This window comes from Oceanobacillus sojae, assembly GCF_900162665.1.
Taxonomy (GTDB): domain Bacteria; phylum Bacillota; class Bacilli; order Bacillales; family Amphibacillaceae; genus Oceanobacillus; species Oceanobacillus sojae_A.
The window spans coordinates 181605-206962 of record NZ_LT727813.1; the positions used below are offsets into that span (position 1 = coordinate 181605).

The 25358-nt window shown below is 37.7% G+C and carries 19 protein-coding genes and 1 pseudogene; 6 read left to right on the forward strand and 14 right to left on the reverse strand.

Going from position 1 to position 25358, the window contains the following annotated elements:
* Positions 1-219: 219 nt before the first annotated feature.
* Positions 220-1797 carry a BCCT family transporter gene (locus BN1068_RS18205; protein ID WP_077604275.1) on the forward strand — a complete coding sequence of 526 codons (1578 nt, stop codon included), beginning with the start codon at positions 220-222 and terminating at the stop codon, positions 1795-1797.
* Positions 1798-2050: 253 nt separating this feature from the next.
* On the opposite strand, the gene BN1068_RS18210 is transcribed toward BN1068_RS18205, so the two are convergent.
* The 5 genes from BN1068_RS18210 to BN1068_RS18230 all read right to left on the reverse strand — a co-directional run bounded on the left by BN1068_RS18210 (position 2051) and on the right by BN1068_RS18230 (position 7899).
* Complete coding sequence (locus BN1068_RS18210; RefSeq protein WP_077604276.1) at positions 2051-3241, reverse strand: MFS transporter; 1191 nt, start codon at positions 3239-3241, stop codon at positions 2051-2053.
* 308 nt (positions 3242-3549) lie between these two features.
* Positions 3550-5286: an aminodeoxychorismate synthase component I gene (pabB, locus tag BN1068_RS18215; RefSeq protein WP_077604277.1), complete on the reverse strand. Its 1737-nt coding sequence runs from the start codon at positions 5284-5286 to the stop codon at positions 3550-3552.
* On the reverse strand, positions 5276-5869 hold the full coding sequence (locus BN1068_RS18220) for an anthranilate synthase component II (protein ID WP_077604278.1): 594 nt from the start codon (positions 5867-5869) through the stop codon (positions 5276-5278). Before BN1068_RS18220 ends, pabB begins: the two co-directional genes overlap by 11 nt.
* A 29-nt stretch (positions 5870-5898) precedes the next feature.
* The gene (locus BN1068_RS18225; RefSeq protein ID WP_077604279.1) at positions 5899-6345 is read right to left on the reverse strand and encodes a hypothetical protein; all 447 of its coding nucleotides are present in this window, start codon (positions 6343-6345) and stop codon (positions 5899-5901) included.
* 204 nt (positions 6346-6549) lie between these two features.
* A complete protein-coding gene (locus BN1068_RS18230; RefSeq protein WP_077604280.1) occupies positions 6550-7899 on the reverse strand; it encodes a helix-turn-helix domain-containing protein in 1350 nt (449 codons plus the stop codon).
* 333 nt (positions 7900-8232) lie between these two features.
* On the opposite strand from BN1068_RS18230, the gene BN1068_RS18235 reads away from it, so the two are divergent.
* From BN1068_RS18235 to BN1068_RS18250, 4 genes and pseudogenes are all read left to right on the forward strand, one after another.
* Positions 8233-8523, forward strand: a complete 291-nt coding sequence (locus BN1068_RS18235) for a DUF997 family protein (RefSeq protein ID WP_077604281.1) — start codon at positions 8233-8235, stop codon at positions 8521-8523.
* The gene (gene panF, locus BN1068_RS18240; protein WP_077604282.1) at positions 8520-10019 is read left to right on the forward strand and encodes a sodium/pantothenate symporter; all 1500 of its coding nucleotides are present in this window, start codon (positions 8520-8522) and stop codon (positions 10017-10019) included. The genes BN1068_RS18235 and panF overlap by 4 nt, the downstream gene beginning before the upstream one ends.
* 12 nt (positions 10020-10031) lie before the next feature.
* Complete coding sequence (locus BN1068_RS18245; protein WP_077604283.1) at positions 10032-11627, forward strand: N-acyl-D-amino-acid deacylase family protein; 1596 nt, start codon at positions 10032-10034, stop codon at positions 11625-11627.
* Positions 11628-11747: 120 nt separating this feature from the next.
* A pseudogene (locus tag BN1068_RS18250) lies at positions 11748-13078 on the forward strand (D-serine ammonia-lyase).
* Between the two features lie 191 nt (positions 13079-13269).
* Here the strand turns inward: BN1068_RS18250 and abc-f are convergent.
* From abc-f to BN1068_RS18300, 9 genes are all read right to left on the reverse strand, one after another.
* On the reverse strand, positions 13270-14721 hold the full coding sequence (gene abc-f / locus BN1068_RS18255) for a ribosomal protection-like ABC-F family protein (protein WP_077604284.1): 1452 nt from the start codon (positions 14719-14721) through the stop codon (positions 13270-13272).
* A gap of 510 nt (positions 14722-15231) precedes the next feature.
* Positions 15232-16662 (reverse strand): FMN-binding glutamate synthase family protein, encoded by a 1431-nt coding sequence (locus BN1068_RS18265; RefSeq protein ID WP_077604286.1) that lies wholly within the window; start codon positions 16660-16662, stop codon positions 15232-15234.
* A 15-nt stretch (positions 16663-16677) separates the two neighbouring features.
* On the reverse strand, positions 16678-16863 hold the full coding sequence (locus BN1068_RS18270) for a hypothetical protein (protein ID WP_077604287.1): 186 nt from the start codon (positions 16861-16863) through the stop codon (positions 16678-16680).
* 20 nt (positions 16864-16883) lie between these two features.
* A complete protein-coding gene (locus BN1068_RS18275; RefSeq protein WP_077604288.1) occupies positions 16884-18032 on the reverse strand; it encodes a Ger(x)C family spore germination protein in 1149 nt (382 codons plus the stop codon).
* Complete coding sequence (locus tag BN1068_RS18280; protein WP_077604289.1) at positions 18029-19141, reverse strand: GerAB/ArcD/ProY family transporter; 1113 nt, start codon at positions 19139-19141, stop codon at positions 18029-18031. The genes BN1068_RS18275 and BN1068_RS18280 overlap by 4 nt, the downstream gene beginning before the upstream one ends.
* Positions 19142-19144: 3 nt before the next feature.
* On the reverse strand, positions 19145-20704 hold the full coding sequence (locus BN1068_RS18285) for a spore germination protein (RefSeq protein WP_077604290.1): 1560 nt from the start codon (positions 20702-20704) through the stop codon (positions 19145-19147).
* A 203-nt stretch (positions 20705-20907) separates the two neighbouring features.
* Entirely contained in the window at positions 20908-22353 is a 1446-nt protein-coding gene (locus BN1068_RS18290) for a M20 family metallopeptidase (protein ID WP_077604291.1), read from the reverse strand.
* 173 nt (positions 22354-22526) lie between these two features.
* Entirely contained in the window at positions 22527-22949 is a 423-nt protein-coding gene (locus tag BN1068_RS18295) for a DUF1801 domain-containing protein (RefSeq protein ID WP_077604292.1), read from the reverse strand.
* 5 nt (positions 22950-22954) lie between these two features.
* Positions 22955-23872: a VOC family protein gene (locus BN1068_RS18300; protein WP_077604293.1), complete on the reverse strand. Its 918-nt coding sequence runs from the start codon at positions 23870-23872 to the stop codon at positions 22955-22957.
* Positions 23873-24148: 276 nt separating this feature from the next.
* Between BN1068_RS18300 and BN1068_RS18305 the strand changes: the two genes are divergently transcribed.
* Positions 24149-25318 (forward strand): MFS transporter, encoded by a 1170-nt coding sequence (locus tag BN1068_RS18305; RefSeq protein WP_077605158.1) that lies wholly within the window; start codon positions 24149-24151, stop codon positions 25316-25318.
* Positions 25319-25358: the final 40 nt, after the last annotated feature.

Here is a 25358-nt window from a genome sequence, read left to right on the forward strand (position 1 = left end):
GGTGCTGCTTCTATTTATAACTTGAAAATCTGTAGACAGCAGCAAAAAATTCAGCCTTACTGGAACGGGCATTTTACTGCCTTCAGATACAGACCTTAATGCCTTAAATAATGTTTTTAATTTGATAAATAGGGCACCCTTTAAACATAACTATGCTTTTTAAACAATCGTTTTTTATCTGCTAAAAGCATGCTTCAATATAGATGAGGAGGTGCATTAATGAATAAGCGTTTAATAGACTGGCCAACTTTTATATTGGCATTAGTTATTTTATTTAGTGTCGTTATTCCGTTAATTTTATTCCCGGAAGCTGGCGCATCTGTCATTAATCAGGCAAATGAATTTGTCACAGGTAATTTTGGGATTTTATACTTATTATTAGGACTTGGTGTCCTTATCTTTTTACTTTATGTGTCATTCAGTAAAAACGGTAACATAAAGCTTGGAGAAAGAAGCACGAAAAAAGAGTTCGGAACATTTTCATGGGCTGCAATGCTTTTCTCAGCGGGGATCGGATCCAGTATTTTATATTGGGGAATGATCGAATGGGCTTACTATTATCAGGGACCGCCATTTGGTATAACACCTGAATCCGAAGAAGCTGTCAATTGGGCTGCGAGCTACGGGATGTTCCATTGGGGACCTGTAGCTTGGGCATTATATACATTACCGGCATTGCCCATCTCCTACTTTTATTATGTCCGGAAGAAACCTGTACTTAAAATTAGTGAAGCTTCCAGACCGGTAATTGGAAAGCATGCGGATGGACCACTTGGTACAATCATTGATGTATTATTTATTTTCGGCTTACTGGGCGGGGCAGGAACAACCCTGGCATTAGGAACACCCATGATTGCGGAAGCTGTTAATCATATCACCGGAATTCCTGTATCGCTTGGAATGCAGGCTGTGATTATGCTTATTTGTACTGCGATTTTTGCAGCCAGCTCTTATTCCGGAATTAATAAAGGGATTAAAGTACTGAGCGATTTGAATATATGGCTTGTCCTGTTTCTATTGACCTTTGTATTTATTTTCGGGCCGACCTTATTTATCAGCGAAATGACCTTCACCAGTATCGGCCGGATTGTCAATAATATTTTCACCATGGCTACCTGGCTTGAACCGCTTGCTTCTATTCCCGGATATGAGGCAACCAAATTCCCGGAAACCTGGACGGTATTTTACTGGGCCTGGTGGGTTGTGTATGCACCATTTGTCGGGCTTTTTGTAGCAAGAATTTCCCGTGGAAGAACGATCAAAGAAATGGTGCTCGGAACATTAATATATGGAACACTCGGCTGTGTGCTGTTTTTTGGAATTTTAGGAAACTACGGGCTTTACCTGCAGCTGTCAACATCCTTTGATGTTATTGGGTTTATGAATGAATATGGAGCTCCAGCTGCGATTATAGCTATTTTGGATCAGCTGCCGATTTCCTGGTTTATTATTCCTATCTTCACCATTCTGGCAATCATATTCCTGGCAACAACCTTTGACTCAGCTTCTTATATCCTGGCAGCCGTTGCTCAAAAAAGACTTGTCGGCGGAGAACCAATGCGCTGGCACCGGATTTTCTGGGCGTTTATATTAATGATTTTACCAATGGCATTAATGTTTATCGGCGGATTGGAGACACTGCAAACTGCCAGTATTGTTGCCGGATTCCCGGTTATCTTTATTATGATTCTGCTGGCATGGTCGTTTATGCGGGCGTCTACAGATGACTTAAAGAAGCAAAGGGATGCAAGAAAACCGACATCTATCACGATTGAAAATGTAAATAGGAAGGATTAATTTTCACTGCCTATAGAGCAGCGTTTATTGAGTATTCAAAAGCAAAAAAAGAAAGTGCAAGGCTGAAGTATTAGGAGCTTCAGCCTTGCACTTTCTTTTTCGTATTTCCGGGGAAATATTACTCACCTCATGAAAACCGTTGGAGCGGTTACTCTCAGCATTTTATACTTTCTTACTCTTTGAAAAAACGCACCTGTGCTTCAGTGAGCTTCTGCTCCACAAGTGCGTTTCGACTATCCATTTATTCTTGCGACTATTTTAATTCTTCTAAAGCGTGCTCTGCCTGAGCCTTTGGCTCTTTCCAGACCATCGCCACAGCAATACCTGCCATGAGCACCATTGCTGCAAAATAATATGGGTAGTTTAAATTTATATCAAATAAAATCCCGCCGACAATTGGTCCAAATACATTTCCGATACTGGTAAACATCGAGTTCATACCGCCTACGAATCCTTGTTCATTTCCTGCCACTCTGGACAAATAGGAAGTAACAGCCGGTCTTAATAAATCAAAACCGATAAAAATAACAATTGTTACAAATAAAATCATTGCATAGCTCTCTACAACTGTCATTGCTGTCACAAGAATAGCAGAGAAAATCAGACAATAACGGATTAGACGGATTTCTCCCCATTTATTTGTCAGCCTGCCAAACAAGGCGACCTGGGCAATTGTTCCAACAATTGCTCCTCCAGTAATAATAATCGCAATATCCTTTGGTGTAAATCCAAATTTATGATCCACAAACAAAGAAAATAACGATTCAAAGGAAGATAAACCGAATGCTGTTATAAATATAACAATGAACGCAATAAAGTACATTGGAACAAAAATTCTTCCTAAGCCGGGCTTTCTCGCTCCAACTTCTTCTTTTTGTTCCTGATGATTTCTTTCTGGTTCGCGTAGTGTAATCGTTGATAGGATCGCAGTAAATAGTGCTAAACCTGCTGCTGCGAAAAATGGAATTCTTGGACCTATTTCTGCCAGTAATCCGCCAAGTCCAGGACCGATAATAAATCCTGTATTAATCGCTGCTGACATATATCCTAACGCTTTCGGTCTGGACTCAAGTGTTGTGATATCTGCAATAAATGCCGTAACTGCGGGCATTATAAAAGCAGCACTCACTCCACCTAAGATTCTGGAAATAAATAAAATTTCTACGGTATTCCCAATAGCGAATAAAAACTCACTAAAACTAAAAATTAATAGTCCGATAACGATCATGCGTTTACGTCCAAACACATCAACCCATCTTCCAGACAGCGGTGAAACAATAAGCTGCGCAACTGCAAAGGCTGCTACCAAATAACCTACAACGGAACCGGATAAATTCATCTCGTTCATAATGGTAGGTAAAACTGGAATAACCAGCCCAATACCTAAAAATGCAATAAACAAATTCATCAGCAAGATAGACAGCGTTATATTTTGTTTTTTCATCATTCATTTCTCCTTAACTATAGATTTCATTTAAAACCTCCCTCAGGAATCTGATACATCATATCATAACTTTTTCATTTCAGATATACTTTTGCTCAAAAATTTTACACCTATTTTTCTATTATTATTTTCTCCTGTATACAAAATGCATATTTCTAAATAAACAGCTGAAAAGCCTTTTGCCATGGCGATATTCCTAATATTTCAAGTTGCATAAAAAAAGATTGCATCGGTTAATCATGCAATCTTTTTCTGAAAATTTTTTTTATAAATACGTGTTAAGAAAAATCAAGAATATCACTTAGTCTTTAAAATACTACTCTTACCCAGCCGCGCAGACTATTCACCAGCCAAACCTCTTCAAAGGATGGAATGTCTTTCTTCCAAATAATTTTTTCTTTTATTTTTCCACGCTCCAGCAGTTCTTCTCTGTAAGTTCCGGCAAGCAATCCCGAAGAAACCGGCGGGGTATAGTATTCTCCTTGCTGTTTAACGACTAAATTGCCGATCGTAAACTCCGTCAGCTGCTCTTCTTCGTTCCATAAAAGAACATCAAATGATGTATTTTCCTGCTCACGAAAAACATTATAAATCTGTCGATTGGTTGTTTTATAATAATAAAATATATCCTTCCGATTAATGGGAGCTGATGCCAAACTAATCTTCCTCACAGAAATCGATTCTTCTGAATGTGGGGTGAACGTTATATCGATCTTTCCATCCTGCTTCAGCAGAAGGCGCACACGGTGTACTCCAGAATATTTTTTCATCTGTTCCTTCAGCTGCTGTTCTATTTTTTTAATCGAATAAGGATATTGAAACTGATTTGCTGCCCGCTCAAGTCTGGCCAGATGCCGGTTCAGACGGGGGATTTGTTTTCCGTCATATTTCATTGTTTCTAAAAGCTGAAATGCGGGGGAAGCTCCTTTTAAAATTGCAGCTTTCGCTAAGACTTCCTCATACTCTGCTTCCGCACTTGAATCCCATGTAATGCCTCCGCCTGCCCCATAGACTGGGGTTTTTCCGTTCCCCATCCAGGCTGTCCGTATGGCAACATTAAATAATGCTTCCTGATCTGGCGTGATAAAACCGATACTTCCGCAGTAAATCTCTCTGGGAGAATCCTCCAGCTGTTTAATAATACGCATTGTACTTTGCTTTGGAGCGCCGGTGATAGAACCACAGGGAAATAATGCTTTAAAAATATCAAAGTCGCTGAGGCTTTCTTTTAATTCTGCCGTAACCGTTGAGGTCATTTGATATACGGTAGGATATTCTTCAATTTCAAACAGCTTTGGAACCTGGACAGAACCCGGTACAGCAATTTTAGATAAATCATTCCGCAGCAGATCGACAATCATTAAATTTTCTGCCCGATCCTTTTCTGATTCAGAAAGCATTCTTTTATTTTGGATATCTTCTTCTGGTGTACGTCCCCGTTTCATAGTTCCTTTCATCGGCTTGGTGCGGATCGACTGCTTTCTACGTTCAAAAAACAGTTCCGGGGATGCTGATACAATTTGATAATTACCCATTTGTAAATGCGCACAGTAATTTGCCTGCTGTGCACCGGATAATTGTTCATATAATAAATCCGCGTCCACTGGTCTATCTGCCTTCATACGTACAGTATAGTTCACCTGATATGTATCTCCTTCAGCTATGGCAGCTTTTATCGATCCGATATCTTGCTGGTACTGCTGCTTTTCTGTCGTCATCTGCCAATTTACAGAAGGATAAGCACGATTGGCTGCCGGGTGCACACTTTCCAGCTCCATTCGCTTAAAAGCACCCATCATGATAAGAGGCAGGCTGCCTTTTCTATGTGTCGTAAGATTTTGATCAAATGCAGCTGCAGCTTCATAGGAAATATAACCAGCCAGATAATAGCCTCTCTGCTGGTATATTTCCATTTGTTCAAATACGTTGCTGACCTCGGCGTGTGTATTTGCAATTAAAATTTCTGCCGGTTTTTCAAAAATACGACGTACACCTGCTTCCTCTTCAAAGGAAAAATCAAAAATCATTTTTGTATTATCCATCATTTTGCAGCTCTCCTGCCTTTTTATATTGCATCAGGAAATTATTTAACAGCGCATAGCCATGCTCTGTACATACAGACTCTGGATGAAATTGGATTCCTTCTATTGGATACGTTTTATGGCGGATACCCATTATTGTTCCATCCTCTGTGGTTGCAGTGACAATAAGGGTGTCCGGTACCGAATCCGGCTGAATGCTTAAGGAATGATACCTTGTCACAGTAAAGGTTTCAGGGAGCTGTGCAAATACACCTTTCTGATCGTTCAAAATACGTGATTGCTTCCCATGAACGGGAGCATCTTTTATCACTTCAGCACCAAAGGCTTGCCCAATCGCCTGATGTCCAAGGCAAATGCCGAGAATTGGAATCTTGTCTTTAAACTGGTCGATGACTTTTAAAGTTATGCCGGCTTCCTGTGGTGAATGCGGCCCCGGTGATAATATAATGAATTCAGGCTTCCACTGTTTAACTTCATCTATGGTCAGCTCATCATTATATCTCACCACAACCTTCTCTCCTAAATGCTCCAGATAATGCACAATATTGTAGGTAAATGAATCATAGTTATCAATCATTAATAGCATCCCTATGCCCTGCCTTATCTGCTAAAATTTTATTCCTCTTCTTCATCCATCGGTTCCCATTTGTCCTTGAACGCCTGAATGACGTGAAGCAATTCATTCTTTCCTTTAATCTCATAATGTTCCTCATGATCATTCATATCAAGATTGCCATCTTTATCAACTGTCATCGTATAGCTTTCTTTAGAGCCTTGGAAGAGAATCAGATACCCCGTGCTGACAAATTCATCTCCTTTTTTGAGCTCCATTGATTCAGAAGCTTCTAAAACCTTATTAATATCATCTTTTTCAGTCAGCGAAATTGCTTCTGGTTTTCCTGTCGGTTGCACTTCATATATCATAATCTCTTTAATTTCATTTGCTTCATTTATATTAGAAGGTAACACCTGTGCAAACAGTTTACTGTCGCCCTCAAATTTTCCGACGAAGAAAAATATTCCCACTGCGATCAGCAATGAAATAATAAGTATCTTTTTCATGCTTATTTCCACCTTTATTTAACTGTTTATTGATTCTCTGTTTTCATTATTAATATAATGAAACATTTTGTCCATCCAGAAGGTCTTGAATTTAAACTATCTCGTTGACGTTGTATAAATAAAAATTTGGTTTGTCAAGCTTTTTATTAAGAAAATAATATTGGATATTTAGAGTTGGAGACAATTATAATAAATTATACATCTTTAAAATAAAGAGTTTGGTATCATGAGTTTATATATCTTTCTTGGTCTACCACGACCAGGAGGTTGTTCTTTACCTATAATCTTCGCAAAACCTGTCACTTCAAGTTGCTTTAATAATCTACTTGCAGATTTCAGGGATACATCGAACGCCTCTGCAAGTTGATGTATGGTTAAATTTTCTTCATTATTTTGTTGTAATAAGAATATTAAACGAGAAATAGTAACGGCACTTAAATTTGTTTTTTTTGATATCTCTTTCAATAGTTCATTGTCAAAGCTCGTTGAAAACGTAAGCGGTACTTGATTTTCAGTTAATAATGGTCCACTTATATCTCCGTTTTGAAACGAGACAAAGGCGCAGGATTTATTTTTTGACTCTGCAAATTTCAATGATTTTTCAGCTGATATTTCTGCATTTGATGTTTCGTTTCCAATCCCAATACCGATAAAAACCTTGTTACCAGTTTTATCCTCAATCTCTTTTGTTAATGAAAAGCTCGTAAAATTATTTGTAAATTCTTTTGCAATAAACATATTCGTATATAAATTAGCTTGATACTCATTTGAAAAGGTTAACGATACATTATGTTTTTCGCAAAAATCAATAATAATTTCTTCAAATTTCAACTTTTGTCTATAGAAATTATAACGGTTTTTGGGACGTCTATCTGTTTCTTTCCACTTTATTAAAAATGCAGTAGTAAGCAATTGATTCTTTATTAAAATGTCAGATTGAGCATAAACCATTTCTAAAGCAACGTTTATAGAAGAATGTGTTGGAACCACCCTTTTTACTGGAACTCCCCGATTTACTAATTCCTCAGCAACACTAGTAAGACAGGTGACTGCATATACGCTATCTCCCTTCTTGTAATATCTTTCATGTATATTTGCCCAATCTTTAGTTGTGTAGGTCGAAGGTCCATCGATTGTAATAAAGTCCTCCATATGTAAATCAACTTCTTTTAATGAATTTAATACCTCGTTTTCCTTTAAAACATCAATGGTAAATGGAGTAAATAAAGTAAGTATTCCTTTTGTTTCCATAGCCAGCTCATAAAGAGATTTATAAAGTGCTGATCCATCATATCCGATATTAATTGAAATAGGGCCTGTTTCGTCATCGATATTTACTGGATTCTCAAGATATATTTCGTAAATCATTTGTCCCGCAAAAAAAAGAATATCACACTTAGCTAAAAAACTCCGGTCAATCTCCCTTGTGTTTTCTACTTTTTTAATAATAAACAGTTTATATTCGATATATTCCATTTTTTCGTGTCTAAATTGATTTAGAATTTTTTCCACTAAATCTTCGGGGCCTATTATTCCTAGTAATAACTTTGACATTAAATCTATCCCCTTCTATGTTGTAGTTTCAAGACTTATTAACTTTAATTATAAGCGATGAAACGGAAATTGGAAAATATAGATTTCTGTTATCTATTTCAAATAAAAGCGTTTACATATTTAAGAATATTTGCTATATTATCTTTAAAATAATTTTTGACTATTTATCAACATGTCAATAATTAATTATAAAGGATGGTGGTTATTATTTAGTAAGTAGCTATTTATTTTACCATGTAGTTAACGTTTAACTTTATTACTTTACCATGTGCAATCTGAATTCATTTCCAACTATTCAAGAATCTATAAAATACAAAATGTGAGGGGTATTTTATGAACAAGGGAATTTTTAAAGAAGATGAAAGATTTAAGCAATGTAATAAGGAAGTCATGTATACAATTATATTTTTCATTTTTAATATTGTGTTAGTTTTTGCCCTAGCTTTTCCTCTTGGATATAACGTTGAAGCAAGTGAAATTAAATTAATAGCGGGATTTCCGGCATGGTACTTTTATGGGGTACTTATTGCAATAGGCTTGTTATGTATTTCTACTTATTTAATGGTTAAGTTTCTTTTTAAAGATATGCCATTGGACGGCTATATAGAGGAGGAGGATGAATGAGATTAGATATTTTAATTCCGATTATCCTTTATTTATTAGCTACTTTATTAGTAGGTAGTTATTTCCACAAACATTTAAAAAATAATAAATCAAGCTTTCATGAAGAATTTTTTGTGGGTGGAAGAAGTTTAGGTCCACTGGTATTAGCTTTTACGATGGTTGCCTCTGCAGCAAGCGCAGGCACATTTATTGGAGCAACCGGTGTTGGGTACGAACAAGGCTTTAGTTGGCCGTTAGTCGTTGCATGCCAAACTGCAATGGGAGTTTATATATTGGGGATTCTAGGAAAAAAGTTTGCTATTATCTCTAGAAGAATTGGAGCAGTAACAATTACGGACTTTTTAAAAGAAAGATATCAAAGCCATGCAGTAATCATTGCAAGTGCACTTGGAATTTTAATATTTATTAGTGCATACATGGTTGCTCAGTTTGCTGGTGGCGCAAGAATACTAGAAGCAGTTACTGGATTTCCTTATCAATGGGGCTTACTTATTTTTGGTGCAGTAGTTGTTTTACTTACTGTATTCGGTGGATATAGAGGAGTTGCAATTACCGATGCAATTCAAGGCTTTGCCATGTTGCTGGGAGGAGTTTTAGTATGGATAATAATTATGATAAAAACCAATGGCTTTGAAGCAATTGTCAGCCAATTAACCATAGACCATCCAGAAATGGTGACGTTACCTGGAGCCAGTGGCATTACCCCAACATTATTATTCTCCTATTTCTTATTATTTGGAATTGCAATGATTGGTTTGCCACACGCTGCTGTACGTGGTATGACTTTTAAAGACTCGAAATCTATGCATAAAGGAATGATTTATGCAGTTATTATTATGGGTCTCTTCTCTATTGGATTTGCTTCAATAGGTCCCTTGGTTCGTATATTATTACCAGGCGTAGAAATACCGGATATGGCACTAATTTTATTGATAGTAGAATTAGTACCAGGTTGGTTAGCTGGATTAATTCTTGCTGCACCACTGGCAGCGATAATATCCACAGTAGACTCCATGTTGCTAGTGACAAGTTCAACAATAGTAAAAGACTTATTTTTGAACTATATAAATCCTAATGCATCCGAAAGAACGGTTACAAAATTATCCTACTTTTCCACTTTATTTATAGGTACTGCAGTTGTTCTCATTGCATTGACTCCACCAGAACTTATTCAGTTTGTTGTAATCTTTGCAATTGGCGGGCTCGAGGCTACCTTATTTGCGGTAATCGTTTTCGGCTTATATTGGAAGCGTGCTAATAAGTTGGGAGCGATTGCTTCAATGACCATTGGATTTGTTTCATATGTTACGGCAACCATGATGTTTGAAAATCCATTTGGAATGGACCCGATTGGAATTTCTCTGTTTTTAAATATTACTAGTATGGTTGTGTTTAGTTATATGACAGAAAAACCAAGTATTGAGATAATCAATAAGTTTTGGGGTGCTGATCCACCGCAAAAAATAAATCAAGTTAATAAAAATATAGCCAAATAAAGGAGTGTTTATATGTTTGATTTAATAATTAAAAATGGACAAGTTTTTGACGGTACTGGAAATCCTGGAACAAAACTTGATATTGGCATTAAGGATGGTAAGATAGGGAAGATAAATAAGCTTGATTATTCTGAAGCAAAAAAAGTTATTGATGCAGAAGGGTTGGCTGTGTCGCCAGGTTTTATTGATACCCATTCTCATAGTGATTTGTTGTGTACTAACCCTGAGACACACAAAATTCGATTGCTACAAGGAATAACAACAGAGTTACATGGACAGGATGGTATCTCCATTGCCCCAGTCAACACAGAAACAAAACCTTTATGGCAAGAACAATTAAAGGGACTAGATGGAGATATAGGAGATTGGCCATGGGAATCAGTAGATGATTATTTAACCCATTTAGAGAACACCCCTATTTCGGGTAACGTTTTACATCTTGTTCCACACGGCAATGTTAGAACGCTTATTATGGGATTTGAAGAAAGAGCTGCAACAGTGGAAGAACTTGAGCAAATCACTAAATTGGTGGAAAAAGGTATGAATGAAGGAGCGGTTGGTGTATCATCTGGTCTAATTTATCCACCGAATGTTTACTCAAATAAAGAAGAATTAATTGCGCTGTGTCAAGGTGCTGCAAAATACGATGGAGTTTTTGTGGTTCATATTAGAAATGAAAGTAATAAATCCTTAGAGGCTTTAGATGAAGTAGTCGACGTAGCCAGGCAAACAGGAATACGATTACACGTCTCCCATTTTAAAGTAGCAGGTCAATATAATCGTGATAAATTCAAAAAATTCTTAGGTAACATTGATAAAGCTAGAGAAGAAGGAATAGAAGTAACCTTTGATCAATATCCATATACAGCAGGATCTACAGTATTTCATAGTATTTTACCGCCATGGATGCACTCAGGTGGTACTAAGAAAATGCTTGAAAGATTACAGAACCCAGATGTTAGAAGAAAAATTCAAGAAGACTTTATAACAAATGATAGTTATGAAAACTGGGTTTTTAATTGTGGCTGGAAAAATATCTTCATTAATACAATAGTGTCGGAAAAAAATAAGAATTTTGAAGGTAAAAACATGGAAGAAATTGCTAAAATCCGTGGACAAAATCCATCTGATGCTGCGCTAGATCTTTTAGTAGAAGAGGCAGGCGCAATCACAATGACGATTCATTGGGGCATGGAAGAGGATTTGATTTATGGTATGAAACATCCTGTACAAATGGTGGGATCTGATGGTATTTTTGGTAGTAAACCACACCCCAGACTTTATGGAACTTTTGCTAGAGTCCTAGGTAAATATGCTAGAGATGAAGGTATTTTTACACTTTCTGAAGGGATAAGAAAAATGACAGGAGCAGCTGCCCAATTATTAAGATTAAAGGATAGAGGATACTTGAGAGAAGGTTATTGGGCGGATATAGTTATTTTCAATCCAAATACAATTAAGGATACAGCTACCTATGAAGATCCAATACAATTACCGATTGGTATATCTTATGTTTTAGTAAATGGAAATCTTACTGTAGAAGAAGGTAAATATACCAACGAAACTGCAGGCCAAGTAATACGAAGAGATTCGAAGATAGTAAAATAACTCTATAGTTTACCTAATATTTAATATATGTCGTATAAAGAATCTTATTAACCTTTTTGTAATTAAGATTCTTTATACGAAAAGGAGAGAACAGAAATTTTCACACAAAAAGAAATTTCCATGTATCAAAAACAATTTCCTTTTATAAGTAATATTCTTAATTTAAAGCCTTTATTATGGATAAATCCTAAATTAACAAAATTTAATCAACTTCCCCCTTTGTTACTAGATAAAGATGATATGTTAAAAGCTGAAGAGTTATGGAATCGGTTTGTACCATTTTTCAAAAAGGAATTTCCAGAAACAGAAAAAACTAATGGAGTTATTGAATCACCCTTAAAAAGAATCAATAATATGAAAGAAATATTATTGAAGCGAACTGGAATTAGAAATGTCGAAAATATGCTATTAAAATGTGATAATGAGTTACCAATTGCTGGATCTATTAAAGCCAGAGGAGGTATTTATGAAGTACTTTATCATGCAGAAAACTTGGCAAAAGAAGCAGATCTGATAGACCGTCATACTGGTAATTACGAAATTTTTTCTAATAAAGTGTTTAAAGAATTATTTAAACAATACACCATTGGGGTTGGATCGACTGGTAATTTAGGGCTTAGTATAGGACTAATGGGTGCAAAATTAGGTTTCAATGTTTCTGTATATATGTCTAGAGATGCAAAACAGTGGAAAAAGGATCTGCTGAGACAAAAAGGAGCTAAAGTTTTTGAGTTCGAGGGTGACTTCACCCAAGCTATAAATACTGGCAGGAAGAAAACACTTGAAAATCCAAATGGCTATTTTATAGATGATGAGAATTCAGAACATCTTTTCTTAGGGTATAGTACAGTCGCTTTTCGTTTAAAAAAACAACTTGAAGATAAAAATATTATTGTTGATCACAATCATCCTCTTTTTGTATATCTTCCTTGTGGCGTTGGAGGGGCACCAGGTGGAATTAGCTTTGGATTGAAGCAAGTATTTGGAGATAATGTTCATTGTTTTTTTGTAGAACCGATAAAATCTCCTTCTATGTTGTTAGGACTACTAACTGGAAAAAAAGATAATGTAAGTTTCAAGATTTTGGAATGGACAATAGAACGGAAGCTGACGGATTAGCTGTGGGGAGGCCCTCTAAATTTGCCAGCAGTTTTTGCGAAAAATTAGTTAGTGGTATATTTACTGTAGAAGATAAAACATTATTTAAGTTAATGACACTTCTTGCAGATATAGAAAAAATTCGCCTTGAACCTTCAGCGGCTGCTGGAATTATCGGTCCTTACAGGATTTCGGAGACGGACTATATTGCTAAAAATCATATAGAACCTATGTCTATCACACATATAGCTTGGGCTACTGGTGGTGGGCTTGTTCCTAAGCATGAGATGGAATATTTTTATCATAAAGGTAAAAATATTTTAGGAAATGATGATACAATTTCACTTGATTGAATCAAAATTCTTTTAATAAACTTACTCCCGATCTAAACCCATTTTGAGGATTTAGCAAATCAAAAAACCAAAAGACTTTTTTCTCTTGCACATAATCCAATCATATTTCTTCAATCCTTTACAAAGTTAATTGCAGATACTTTTGCTGTCAATAAAACAGCAGGAGCAAACAGCTGCTCCTGCATTCTTCTCTACTTCTCAATTATATTGTTATTTTTAATTTCATACACATGATCCGCTGCTTTTTCAATAAAGGCAGCATCATGTGAAACAAAAATAATCGTTCCCGGATACCCTTCAAAAAATGATTCCAATGCTTTCGTTGTCTGGATATCCAAAAAGTTCGTCGGTTCATCTAATAATAATACATGATAGGAGCCAAGAAATAATCTGCACAACTGGAGCCGGATCGCCTCACCGCCGCTTAAATAACGAAGCTGTTTATAAATATCATTCCCCTTAAAATACATGGCGTGAAGAACACTTCGTAAAAAGCCTTCCTCATAATCAGTCGTTTTCTTTAAACTGTTCAATACCGTTTCATCCGACTTTTCCTGATAAGCAAGCTGTTCAAATAGACCAAATTCTACTTTCGGAGAAATCTCCAGCCCTTCCCGCCGCTGATAAATTGCCTGAAGCAGGGTGCTTTTTCCAGAACCGTTCGCTCCTATAATTGCAATTTTTTTGCCCAACGGCAATTGAAAACGGACCTCCTTTAAAAGTATTTTCTCGCCAGCTTTTAAGGTAAGCTGATTTCCCATAACCGGGAAGGAATGATGCAGCTCTAATGCCTTAGAGCGGTGAAAAGAGATTGGCCGTTCATGCTGCACAGCATCGACCTTTTCCATTTGCTCCAGCCGTTTCTCCATTGCTTTGGCACTTTTTTGCATCGATTTTTGCGAAACATCCTTAGGCTTTGTAGCAAACATCCGATTGACGCCCTGCTTTTTTCTTGCATTTGCTTTCTCACCCTTCATCATCTTCGCAGCCTTTTGCATTTTATCCTGTGCTGCTGCTTCTAAACGGGCTTTCTCCTTCAGATATTGTTCATGTGCATCCTGCTGCTGATGCTCCTCTAATAATTTCTGCTCTTCATAGTCCGTGTAGTTCCCGGAATAGACATGAATCTCTCCATCCCGTATTTCCCAAATTGTCGTGACCAGCTGATCTAGGAGTTTACGGTCATGACTGATTAAAACAAGTGTCCCATAATAATTTTCCAATTCTCTGCGCAAATATCGTATTCCCTGCTGATCAAGATGTGTTGTTGGTTCATCAATCAACAATGCTTCGTTATAATCTGCCAGGAGCTGTGCAATTTTTATTTTGGTCTGCTCTCCTCCACTGATGCCTTCTTCTAAATCAGGCACCTGAAGCTTGCCTAAAACCTTTGGATCCGGTGCTTCTTCACCAGGAGTTTCCATTTGCTTTAAATAGGCAAAGCCCGCATGACGGTGAATTTTTCCTTTTGCCGGTTCTAATTCACCAGCCAGCAGGCGGAGCAGGCTTGTTTTCCCTGATCCGTTTGGGCCGACAATTCCAATCCGGTCCATAAAATGAATAGCTAAACGGCCGATGGAAAAGATCTCCCTGTCTAAATACGTTAATTCTACATCTTTTATTTCAAATTGAATGTTTTGCATTTTGCTACCTCCGAGATTTTGAATTTCCCGTATCGATAGCTGTAACTGCTCCGATACGAGCTTGTTTTTTTCTTATGACAAGCCCGTATCAATTAAAAGAACAATAGCATCTGCATAAAAATCTCCCCTCACTTTTATTTTTTTCATCAGAACGAATACCCTGCTTTCCCTTTAAAAGAAATAGAAGTTTTCACTATACCTGTATTTAAACTCATAAAAAAAAGAACAGCAATGGACTGCTGTCCTTTTCATAATGCATTCAGGAAAAAAGATATACCTTATGTATACCTTTTTATTATAATAGCTGAAAAAAGACAGACGGCTCCTATTTCTCTGCAGGCGCAAAAAGCACAGGCAGAGCTTGAACATATTATCAAATTAGTTGTTCAAGTCAAGGAATCGAAATCTCATCTTCAGCACATTTCCCTTCCGTTCTTAAGTTTACTTTTTCATTATAAGACAGTTTGAAGGAATACGTCAAATGGTTCTCTTTTCCAGAAATCAAGTATTTTACAGCTCAATCATTGGCTCCTGTTTATTCTGTTTAGCAGCCTCTTCTTCATAAGAATGTGCACTAAACGGAACGCCAATATCACGGGCGACTGCTTCATCATAGGAAACAAGATCATCCTTTTTCACCTCGGACAAGGCGGTTTTTCCCATAATTCGAATCCCCTCTTCCATTTCTTTTGTGGAAGCATTTATGAAATTAACCAATGCCTTTGTCCCTTCCTGTCTATTAAAATCATCCTTGTATTTGCCGTCATACCAGACAACCTGCGTAGGCGGTTCAAAGGGTACAGCTTTTAAAACCTGTTTATGAGACAGAGTAAATAATATTACGGATCCTAAATAAACAGCATCGGCTCCTAATGCAATTGCTTTTAAAAATTGACCTGCGTTAAACATACCGCCGGAAATAACCAGACTGACATCCTCCCTTGCATTCCTTTTTTTCAGATGCTGATGGGCGCGTTGTAAGCCATGAATAGTCGGGATGCCAAAATCCTCTGATAAGATTGGCGGTGCTCCATGTGTTGCTGCCTGTGCTCCGTCCACAGCAATATAATCTACACCTATTTCTAACAGCGCATCTATATCTTCTTCAATTTTCCCGCCGGCGCCAATCTTCGCTCCGATCGGAACACCATCTGTCATTTCTCTTAGCTCCTGAACAAGATTTTTAAAATCCTCCAGGGTTTGATTCTCAAAGAAATGATTATGGATAATCGCTTCTTCGCCATCGCCTAAATTTAATACCTTCCGTATATCACCCTGCAAGTCTTCGGCAGGTATGACAACACCTGAGCTCATTAAAGCTCCTTGTCCAAATTTTATTTCAATCATGGAAGCTCTCTTAATCAGCTCTTTTTCCTTCGACCAGCTTGTCTTGGAAAATTGCAATATATAATTATCTGTACCGTCAATTTCTTCCTCCATTACTCCGCCTTCTCCGGAATTAAGTGCTGTGCCAAGCTGGTTCACCGCATCAACCAGTGCCAGTCTAACTTCTTTACTTAATGCGATACCATATGCCATTCCGCTGATCATTAATGGAATATCTAATTGCATCGGCTTCTTGGCTTTTGGGCCGATAGTTACTTTCATATTTATTTTCTCCGTGTACTCCGTAGGAAATTTAGCAGCTTGAGCTGGTATAAAGGTCAGCTTTTCAAAATCCGGCCATGTTTTTGCAGAACCAAGTGGACGATGCAGGACATCTCCAGATTCTGCCCGCAGAATATTCTCAAAGGTCCGTTGGAATCCCATATGCTTAAAGCCTGTTACCATTTCAAATATATTCTCCTGATAACGGTCCTCCATCAGAATTTTTCCGAATTTATAAACCATCCTTTTTATCAGACGCCGTCGCATGAGAAACATCAATAACCAGCCAATTATAAACAGGATTAGCAGAATAAGAATAATAATGTCAAGCATCTTCAGTACACTCCTTTACACCTTACTTTCTGGATTGTCATTTTGTATCTTCTGTTTTCTTTCTTTCTTCCATATAGGGTCTGTCGATTCATGATATTTCCGGTTCATCCAGTAAATTGTGATAGGGACAACAATAGATAATATTAGGCCAATTATCGCCAGTGTAGAAATTCTATTTTCAATAAAATTCATCCACATCATTCTTTTTCACCTGCTCTGCATCAATTTGTATTTCCCGGTTCACGGATCATCACATCAATATTCAATGTTACATCGGCATCGGAAAAATAGTTTTTCCCACTGTCCCAATTGTTTTCTACCTGCTTCCAGATATCAGGATGCTTTCTAAACAAAAATTCATGAAATTCCAATATATCTACACCATAGTCGTTCTGTAACTTCGAGATTGTCTTTGACATCACTTTTTCTGCTTCTAGCCTGAACTGTTTTTTTAGATTCTCTATATTCTCTTCCTTGATAAAGTCCAGACCTTCAGAGGCTTCGACAAGTTCTCCAGTTAAAAATACATCAAATTGAAAATGAAGGTTTTCCGGATCATTATTAAGAAGTTTTATTTCGGTCCGTCCATCAGGAATGGTGAATGATGCCTTTTGTCCATTATGATCTACTATCAACGTTTCGCTAAAACTGGGGCGCGTTAATGCTAAACCAGTTATTTCATCTCCTTTTAGTATACCCGCCATTTTTCCGTTCTCTCCTTTAAAAACTGCTACACCTCCTAACTGAATCCCCGTTGTCGAAGGTGTATTTTCTAAATAAGGAAGATAATAGCCTCTATTCTTAATAAAAAAATATTGCATATCTCCTGCAGTTTCCGGTTCTAAATCTGCTAATTTATAATTGGATTTAATGAGCTCTGTAATGTATTGAGAAGGAAGTTTTACATTTTCTGGATCTATATTTAACAGCTCCTCTGAGCTTCCATTGGCTACTGCCAAAATAATATCCCGGTTCATTCTGCTTTCCCGCATAAACACATCTATAATATCTGATATTTTATATTCACTTTTTACCAGCTCATCTGAAATAATTACAATTTCAATATGACTGTTATCAAGATCTCCATCTTCTTTTTCCTCAATGGACGATTTCACTTCAAAAATAGTTTTACCAATACTTGAGACATTACGGAAGCTTTTTTCTCCTCCACTACTGTTATTTGGCAGTGAAACAAGGCCGTTTGGAATAACAACCTGTGTCATCATTTTTAAGTTTTTATCACCATTATCCTTAACTGGATCAATTGCCACTCCAGACACAAAAGCCCTATTCTCTATTTCCAAGCTGTCCCAGCATCCTGCCAATAATAACAATAATGGAACAAAAAATAAGAAAAAAAGATATCTCATGATTTACCCCTCTTTCCTTTTCTGCCTTTTCCCCAATACATTATCCATAAGAAAACTAAGGTGATTATAGTTAAACATTTAGCTGCATATCCGATTATCATACCTAAATCAGACACTTGATAATAATCAGTCGGCAGAAGCGATATAAAATATACAAACGGTAATAAACAAAAAGCTATAAATATCTTATTTGCTTTCGGAAAAATATCTGTAATGATTAACACACTGATATCATAAGCAATGACAGTTGTCATAAATACAGTTGTAATCCAGATAACAAAATATAAGGATTCAATTCTATCCAGAAAACCTATAGATCGCACCATATTTGCCAATTCAACCAGTGGATAAACAGTATTAGCTGTTGATACATTTCCAAGTACAGCGATACACATTAGATAAACGGTGATATAAAATCCTGTCACGGCTATCGCACCAATCACTGCAGATTTTACGCTTTTCGATGGTGTTCTGGTCAGCTTCATATAAAAGAATAGGACGAAGACTCCAGAATAAGATAAAATGCTATTTGGCAGTTCACCTAAATAAGACTTGAAATCAGTAGTAAAGGTCGGGAGCATCCGATTCCAATCCGCGGAAGGGAGAGCCGTAATAACTAAAACAATTGTTGCGACAGCAGTCAAAACAATTATTCCAAAACCAGTCCGAAAAATTGCTACACGCTCTCCGCATACGGCATACAAAACCACAAATAAGAATGCGAGATTGATGGCTTCCGATGGAGTTTTTTCAAACAAATAATGATGTGATATATTGGCAATAAAAGCTGTCTCATAGCTGACAATGGTTATTGTTAATAAAAAAAATAACATACTTAACAGAATCGCAATTGGCTTCGTCAGCATTGAGGAAGTATACGTATAAAAAGACTGTCCGGGAAATAAAGAGGCAATTTTAGCAATCAGAAAAGTAGAACATGCACAAACTGCCCCCCCAATTAATAATGTAATCCAGCCATCTGCTCCCTCCGTCTGGCTAGCTAGTGTACGCGGATAAGTCAAGATCCCGACAGCAATAACAATACTGGGAACAATAGTTAATATGGTTATATTTGATATTTTACCGTCTGCATATCCTACTGTTCGCATCTATTATTCATTCCTTTGTTTGTTGGGATCTTTTAACTCGTCTTGTAAAAAGATATACTGTTCTTCCACTTTCGTTATTGGTCCTCTGATAATATTATCCATCATGTCTTGCTTTACAGCTGGCAAAACCGTAAAGCTGTATGGAACACCAAAACTTTTTAAATTCGTAACGTGAATAATAAGGACTAGTAACGCAAGAATCAGTCCAAATAATCCAAGAAGAGCACAAATCAACATAACACCAAATCGGACAGCTCGAAAGCTGATAGCTACACTGTAATAAGGAGAACAAAAGCTGGCAATGGCAGTTAATGCGGTAATGATGACAATAATGGGACTTGCTATTCCTGCACTGACCGCAGCTTCTCCAATCACAATACCGCCAACAATACCAATTGTTTGTCCAATGATCCGTGGCAATCGGATGGCAGCTTCCTGCAGCATTTCAAAGGTTGCTGCCATTAAAAATATCTCTGCTATCGCAGAAAACGGCATTCCTTCACGACTTGCTGCAATGGAGAACACCAATGTTGTTGGCAGCATTCCTGGGTGAAATAAAACCATCGCTATATAAACCCCTGGCAGGAATAATGCAATCAAGCTCGCAATGACACGGAGAATTCGTAACAGAGAAGCCGTAATCCATCTTTGGTTATAATCTTCCATAGATTTGTTAATATCACTAAGAACAACTGGCCCTATTGCCGAAAAAGGAGTCCCATCTACCAAAACGGCAAAACGCCCATGTAAAACTTCAAAGGCAACTTTATCTGGCCTTTCCGTACCTAACATTTGCGGAAATGGAGAAAGAGAGCTGTCCTCAATCCACTGTTCAATTTGTGAAACATCTGTAATATATTCCAGTTCAATCGATTCCAGACGATAAATGACTTCTTCCAGAATTTGAGGGTTAATCACATCTTCTACATAACAAAGTACGAGCTTCTGCTTTGACCTTGTACCGACTTCATATGCTTTAAAGCGCAGATTGGGATCACGAATATTACGGCGAATCAACGCTAAATTTACTTCTAAACTCTCCACAAATCCTTCTCTTGGCCCCTGGATTAAATTTTCCGATTGCGGCTGCTCAATAGCACGTTTGTCTCCACCAGATGTCCCAATTACTAACGCATTTTCTTCTTCCTCCAGAAAGAATACCGTTTGTCCGTTTAGCACAAGGTTAATGATTTCCTTCATATCATTCAATTCTGCCACGGAGGAAACTGCAATCATTTCGAGCTTTACATTTTCTAAAGGGCTACCTTCCATTTCTTTTAAATTCTGCTGCAAGGTCTGGATAATATCCTGATTAATCATATTTGTATCTGTTATTCCCGATAAATAAGCAATTCCACATTTCTTTTGCAGTTTTCCAATGGAGATATAACGGAGATTTAAATCTTCTGGATTACCAATCGCGTTCTTTAATGTATCGAGGTTATCGCTGACTTTATTCGAAAGCTTCGAACGTACTTTTGGCTGGACAGGATGACTGCCTAGTTGCTTTTCTTCTTCCTTTTTTTCCTGCTGTTTTAATTTTGTAAATACAGATTGGCTCATTCCAGGTTACCTCCTTCCCCAAGAACCGCCTATATTCCAAGTGAAATATAGGGGATAATTTTAACAATAAATAAGCTTATAAAATCCTTATTTACGTTTCCACAAAATCAAATATTTATACTTGGTTCAATCAAAAAATCCCCTTTGCATCTTCCATTGATACAAAGAGGGTTTTAGCTTATATTTGTTATATAGTTATATATTTATTTTTTCAGTATATACGGCATATCCTGATCTTCAGGAAGCAGCGAATCATAATTTTCCGGCCCTGCCTCACGATCACGAAGCTCTTTCGCGGCATCCTCCAGCACCTCTGGATTTTGCAGAATATCAATAATCGTGCTCGCAATCGCTTTTCCTGCAAAAAGCATTCCTTTTTTAGCGTAGGAAGTCTTTCCTTGAGATACAACCTGCCACGTATGGAATGGTGTACCGAAAGTCCATGTTGCTGCCATCAACTGTGCAGTAGGTGTCACCCAGCTGACAGCGCCTACATCGGTAGAGCCTGATCCCTTCACGTATTCCGGTGCCTCGCGGTAAGCATCCACTTCATGAATAAGCGGGCGTCCTGCAAGCTCCTTCGCCTTCTTCTTGCCAACCAGTGATGCAGCAAAAGCGATATCATCTTCATTTAATGTTTGATAGTATTTCTTGCTTAATTCCAGTTCTTCCTCTGTAAAATGCGGGCGTTCTAATGCTTTCATATTTTTATGAAGCAGTTTATCTAATGTCGCATTTTGTACCAGATTAGAGCATACGCCTTCGATGCGGTAATCCATGGAGGTTTCTGTCATTAAAGCAGCGCCTTCCGCAATTTTTATCAGACGTTTAAACAAAGCACGGGCCTGATCTGCATGAGGAGCACGGACAAAATAAGAAACCTCTGCTTCTTTTTGGACCACGTTTGGAGACATTCCTCCAGAGTTAGTGATTGCGTAATGGACACGTGCTTCGTCAATCATGTGCTCCCGCATATAGTTTGCACCGACATTCATTAGTTCCACAGCATCTAATGCGCTCCGCCCCAGTTCTGGAGAAGCAGCTGCGTGCGAGCTTATCCCGTTAAAGGTAAAGGTAGAGTGAATAACCGCCAGCGATGGTCCATGAAATAAGCTGTTTGTATAATACGGATGCCAGGAAAAAGATGCAGCCACATCATCGAACAACCCTGCTTTAACCATATATGTTTTTGCATAACCGCTTTCTTCTGCCGGACAGCCATAATAACGGATCGTTCCTTCTAAATTATTTTTCTCTAAGTATTCTTTTACAGCAACAGCCGCAGACATGGAACCCACGCCGATCAAATTATGACCGCAGCCATGTCCCGGACCATATGGTACTGCCGGATCAAATTCAGTGACACCGGCTTTTTGGCTTAAACCAGGCAGCGCATCATATTCTCCTAAAATCGCAATCACCGGACCATTGCTTCCAAAGGCTGCAGTGAATGCAGTGGGGATATTGGCTACTCCACGCTCTACCTGAAAGCCTTGTTCTTCCATAAAATCGGCTGAGCATTTAAATGACTGTTTTTCTTCATAACGAATTTCTGGTGTTTCCCAAATTTGATCACTTACTTTAAAAAAAGCTTCCCGCTTCTGTTCGATTATTTCTTCGATTTGATTGATAGTATCCTGTTGACTCATTGTTTTCAACATCCCTTTCTGCTATGTCTTCATTATTTATTTTATAGTAAAACAGGAAGGATTGTATAATGTTTGGTGCTTTTAATGTTTTACAGAACATATTACCAATAAATTCAGACAGAGAAATAATGAGATACCTTCTCATCATTATCAATATCTACATAATGATTCCCCTATTTTTCCGGATATCTCTCCTGTAAAAAACGAACAGACTGCTTAATTAATTCCTTTAATACCTCTTCATCAATATCCGCAACTTTATTAATATAAACACAAGACTTACCCGTTGTATGCTTGCCGAATTTAGCAAGTAAGTGTTCGCGTTCTGTATCACCAGTTGCAAAATAAAGACTTATTTTTGCTTTTCTTGGAGAAAAGCCGACCAACGGCGCGTCTCCCTCATGACCTGAATCATATTTATAATGGTACTTGCCAAAGCCGATAATGCTCGGTCCCCACATAGCTGCCTCATAACCGGTTGTCTCTGTGAATATATCCAGCAGGCGGTAGGCATCCTCCCGCTTCTTTGGCTGCTCTGCCTGCTCGATAAATTCAATCACGCTGTTATCTGTTTCTTTTGTTTTTAATTTGTACATTTAATTTACCCCTCATATGCCTTTCGCAATGTTTCTATATCTAATTTTTTCATTGGCATCATTGCCTTATTCACCCTGTCAATTTGTTCCTGCGTTGCCTTCTCACTCATCATTTCATCCATAGCTTTCGGCGAAATTTGCCAGGATACACCATACTTGTCCTTCAGCCAGCCGCACTGCTCTGCTCCAGGAACTGCTGATAGTTTCTCAAAATAATCATCTATTTCTTCCTGGGTATCACAATTCACCAGCAAAGAGACAGCTTCATTAAATTGAAAACCATGATTCAGTGCACTATCCATTGCTGTCAGCCAGACATTTTCAAGCATAAAATCAGAAAACATTACAGTACCTTCCTGATTAGGTTCCATCCCGGCTGAGTATTTAGCTGATACGCCTTCTTTACTATTTTTGAAAACAGACAAGTAAAATTGCACCGCTTCTTCCGCTTTACCGACATTCTCTCCAATAAACATCATGGATGGTAATATTGGCGGTCTTTCTTCCCCTTCCGGATTTGTCAGAATAAGCTGCCAGGAAAGCCCATATTTATCCTGAATCCATCCGTATTTTTCACTGAATGGATAGGTATCCAACGGCATAAGCACCTGCCCGCTATCAGACAGCTTCTCCCAAACCGCTTCCATTTGACTTGACGCATTTTTATCCCGTGCCGGATCAAAGTTTACCATAAAGGAGATTGACGGATTAATTGAAAAATATGGCCCGGCACTAATTGCCATAAAACGCTGTCCCCATAAATCAAAGGAAACCAGATCACAATCTCCTGACGGTGTATCCTTAATAACAATTTCACTGCTTATCTGTGAATCCGGAAAGACGGATGTATAAAATGCTGCAGCTTCCTTTGCCTCCTTATCAAACCAAAGATGCGGAACAATTTTTTGCGTAATCATTGTCATTATTCTAACCTCCTATAGGTATTAAGATACTTTTACTATACCATTTCTCTTTTCAACCTGCTTCTTCTAATTTGCTCTTTTTTTCCCCTTTATTAAACTCCTTTACCTTTGTATCACTTCAATGATTCACACTTTCATTAATCTGAAAATTATTTCTTTCATTTTCTTAAACAGATGCCTAGACACTGAACCTCTCTTCCACTATGATGTTACTATTGTTTTTTTAGATAGAAGGAAAGGAAGTGTTACCTCGTGACTTTGAAATTCTCCCGTAATATGATTTTATCTGTATTTATGATTGGTACATTTGCGATCGGAATGACGGAATATGCAGTTACCGGATTATTAACGCAATTTGCTGCTGATTTGGACGTAGCCGTTTCAACAACAGGATTATTGCTCAGCGTTTATGCCATCAGTGTTGCTATCTGCGGCCCCCTGCTTCGAATATTAACGGTTAAATATTCACCGAAGCCATTACTAATCGCACTTATGTCCATCTTTATAATAAGTAATATTGTTGCAGCTGCTGCACCAAGCTTTGAAATACTGCTTCTCTCCAGACTGCTGTCAGCAACGATGCATGCTCCATTTTTTGGACTATGCATGAGTATGGCAGTTGATATTTCACAGCCTCATAAACGTACCAGCGCAATTGCTGCTGTGCAGGGAGGCCTCACAATTGCAATTATGCTTGGGGTTCCTTTTGGGTCATATATCGGCGGTATGCTGGATTGGAGACTCGTATTCTGGTTTATTGCGTTGATGGGTATTATCAATTTAATTGGACTTATGATCGTTACACCGGATATCAAACAAAAAGAAGTTCCTAAATTAAGAAATGAAATGGCTATATTAAAAAATAAAAATGTCTGGATGCTGATTGCAGTCATTGTCTTTGGCTTTTCCGGTGTATTTACCGCCTATACGTTCACAGAGCCGATGCTCAGAGAAATTGCTGGTTTTGATGTAACGAGTATCACGATTGGATTATTTTTATTTGGACTTGGTGCTGTTATAGGAAATTTTGTTTCAGGAAGTATTCAGCCTGAGGTACTCACAGAGCGTTTAATTGTAGCAATGGCTATTTTAGGCACGGTGCTGATCAGCTTTACTTTCTTCCTTGCAAATCCATTCTTCACTTATGTCGCCTGCTTCTTATTTGGTGCTGGAACATTTGGAACAACACCAATATTAAATGCAAAGATTATTCTCGCTGCCACAGAAGCTCCTGCTTTATCCGGAACAATTGCCGCTTCTGTGTTCAACTTAGCAAACTCTATTGGTGCAACTTTAGGAAGTCTCTTATTGACCAATCATTTTTCATTCAGAGAAATTACTTTTGTCGCTGGGGGCATGATTTTCTTTGGGGTGATTTTGATGTTTGTTACGCATAAAATAGAGGATAAGTCTTTGTTCAGATCTGCTGAACAGGCTTATGATTAAGTTTGTAAAGAAACAGAGAAAAAACGGCTATGTATTTGGC

What these genes read in the sequence shown, in the direction of transcription:
- BN1068_RS18275 (WP_077604288.1), bottom strand. Translation starts at nt 18,032, where the DNA reads ATGAGATATCTTTTTTTCTTATTTTTTGTTCCATTATTGTTATTATTG.
- BN1068_RS18270 (WP_077604287.1), bottom strand. Translation starts at nt 16,863, where the DNA reads ATGATGTGGATGAATTTTATTGAAAATAGAATTTCTACACTGGCGATA.
- abc-f (WP_077604284.1), bottom strand. Translation starts at nt 14,721, where the DNA reads ATGCAAAACATTCAATTTGAAATAAAAGATGTAGAATTAACGTATTTA.
- BN1068_RS18305 (WP_077605158.1), top strand. Translation starts at nt 24,149, where the DNA reads ATGATTTTATCTGTATTTATGATTGGTACATTTGCGATCGGAATGACG.
- BN1068_RS18225 (WP_077604279.1), bottom strand. Translation starts at nt 6,345, where the DNA reads ATGAAAAAGATACTTATTATTTCATTGCTGATCGCAGTGGGAATATTT.
- BN1068_RS18230 (WP_077604280.1), bottom strand. Translation starts at nt 7,899, where the DNA reads ATGTCAAAGTTATTACTAGGAATAATAGGCCCCGAAGATTTAGTGGAA.
- BN1068_RS18220 (WP_077604278.1), bottom strand. Translation starts at nt 5,869, where the DNA reads ATGCTATTAATGATTGATAACTATGATTCATTTACCTACAATATTGTG.
- BN1068_RS18285 (WP_077604290.1), bottom strand. Translation starts at nt 20,704, where the DNA reads ATGAGCCAATCTGTATTTACAAAATTAAAACAGCAGGAAAAAAAGGAA.
- BN1068_RS18290 (WP_077604291.1), bottom strand. Translation starts at nt 22,353, where the DNA reads ATGAGTCAACAGGATACTATCAATCAAATCGAAGAAATAATCGAACAG.
- panF (WP_077604282.1), top strand. Translation starts at nt 8,520, where the DNA reads ATGAGATTAGATATTTTAATTCCGATTATCCTTTATTTATTAGCTACT.
- BN1068_RS18295 (WP_077604292.1), bottom strand. Translation starts at nt 22,949, where the DNA reads ATGTACAAATTAAAAACAAAAGAAACAGATAACAGCGTGATTGAATTT.
- BN1068_RS18245 (WP_077604283.1), top strand. Translation starts at nt 10,032, where the DNA reads ATGTTTGATTTAATAATTAAAAATGGACAAGTTTTTGACGGTACTGGA.
- BN1068_RS18235 (WP_077604281.1), top strand. Translation starts at nt 8,233, where the DNA reads ATGAACAAGGGAATTTTTAAAGAAGATGAAAGATTTAAGCAATGTAAT.
- BN1068_RS18210 (WP_077604276.1), bottom strand. Translation starts at nt 3,241, where the DNA reads ATGAAAAAACAAAATATAACGCTGTCTATCTTGCTGATGAATTTGTTT.
- BN1068_RS18205 (WP_077604275.1), top strand. Translation starts at nt 220, where the DNA reads ATGAATAAGCGTTTAATAGACTGGCCAACTTTTATATTGGCATTAGTT.
- pabB (WP_077604277.1), bottom strand. Translation starts at nt 5,286, where the DNA reads ATGATGGATAATACAAAAATGATTTTTGATTTTTCCTTTGAAGAGGAA.
- BN1068_RS18300 (WP_077604293.1), bottom strand. Translation starts at nt 23,872, where the DNA reads ATGACAATGATTACGCAAAAAATTGTTCCGCATCTTTGGTTTGATAAG.
- BN1068_RS18280 (WP_077604289.1), bottom strand. Translation starts at nt 19,141, where the DNA reads ATGCGAACAGTAGGATATGCAGACGGTAAAATATCAAATATAACCATA.
- BN1068_RS18265 (WP_077604286.1), bottom strand. Translation starts at nt 16,662, where the DNA reads ATGCTTGACATTATTATTCTTATTCTGCTAATCCTGTTTATAATTGGC.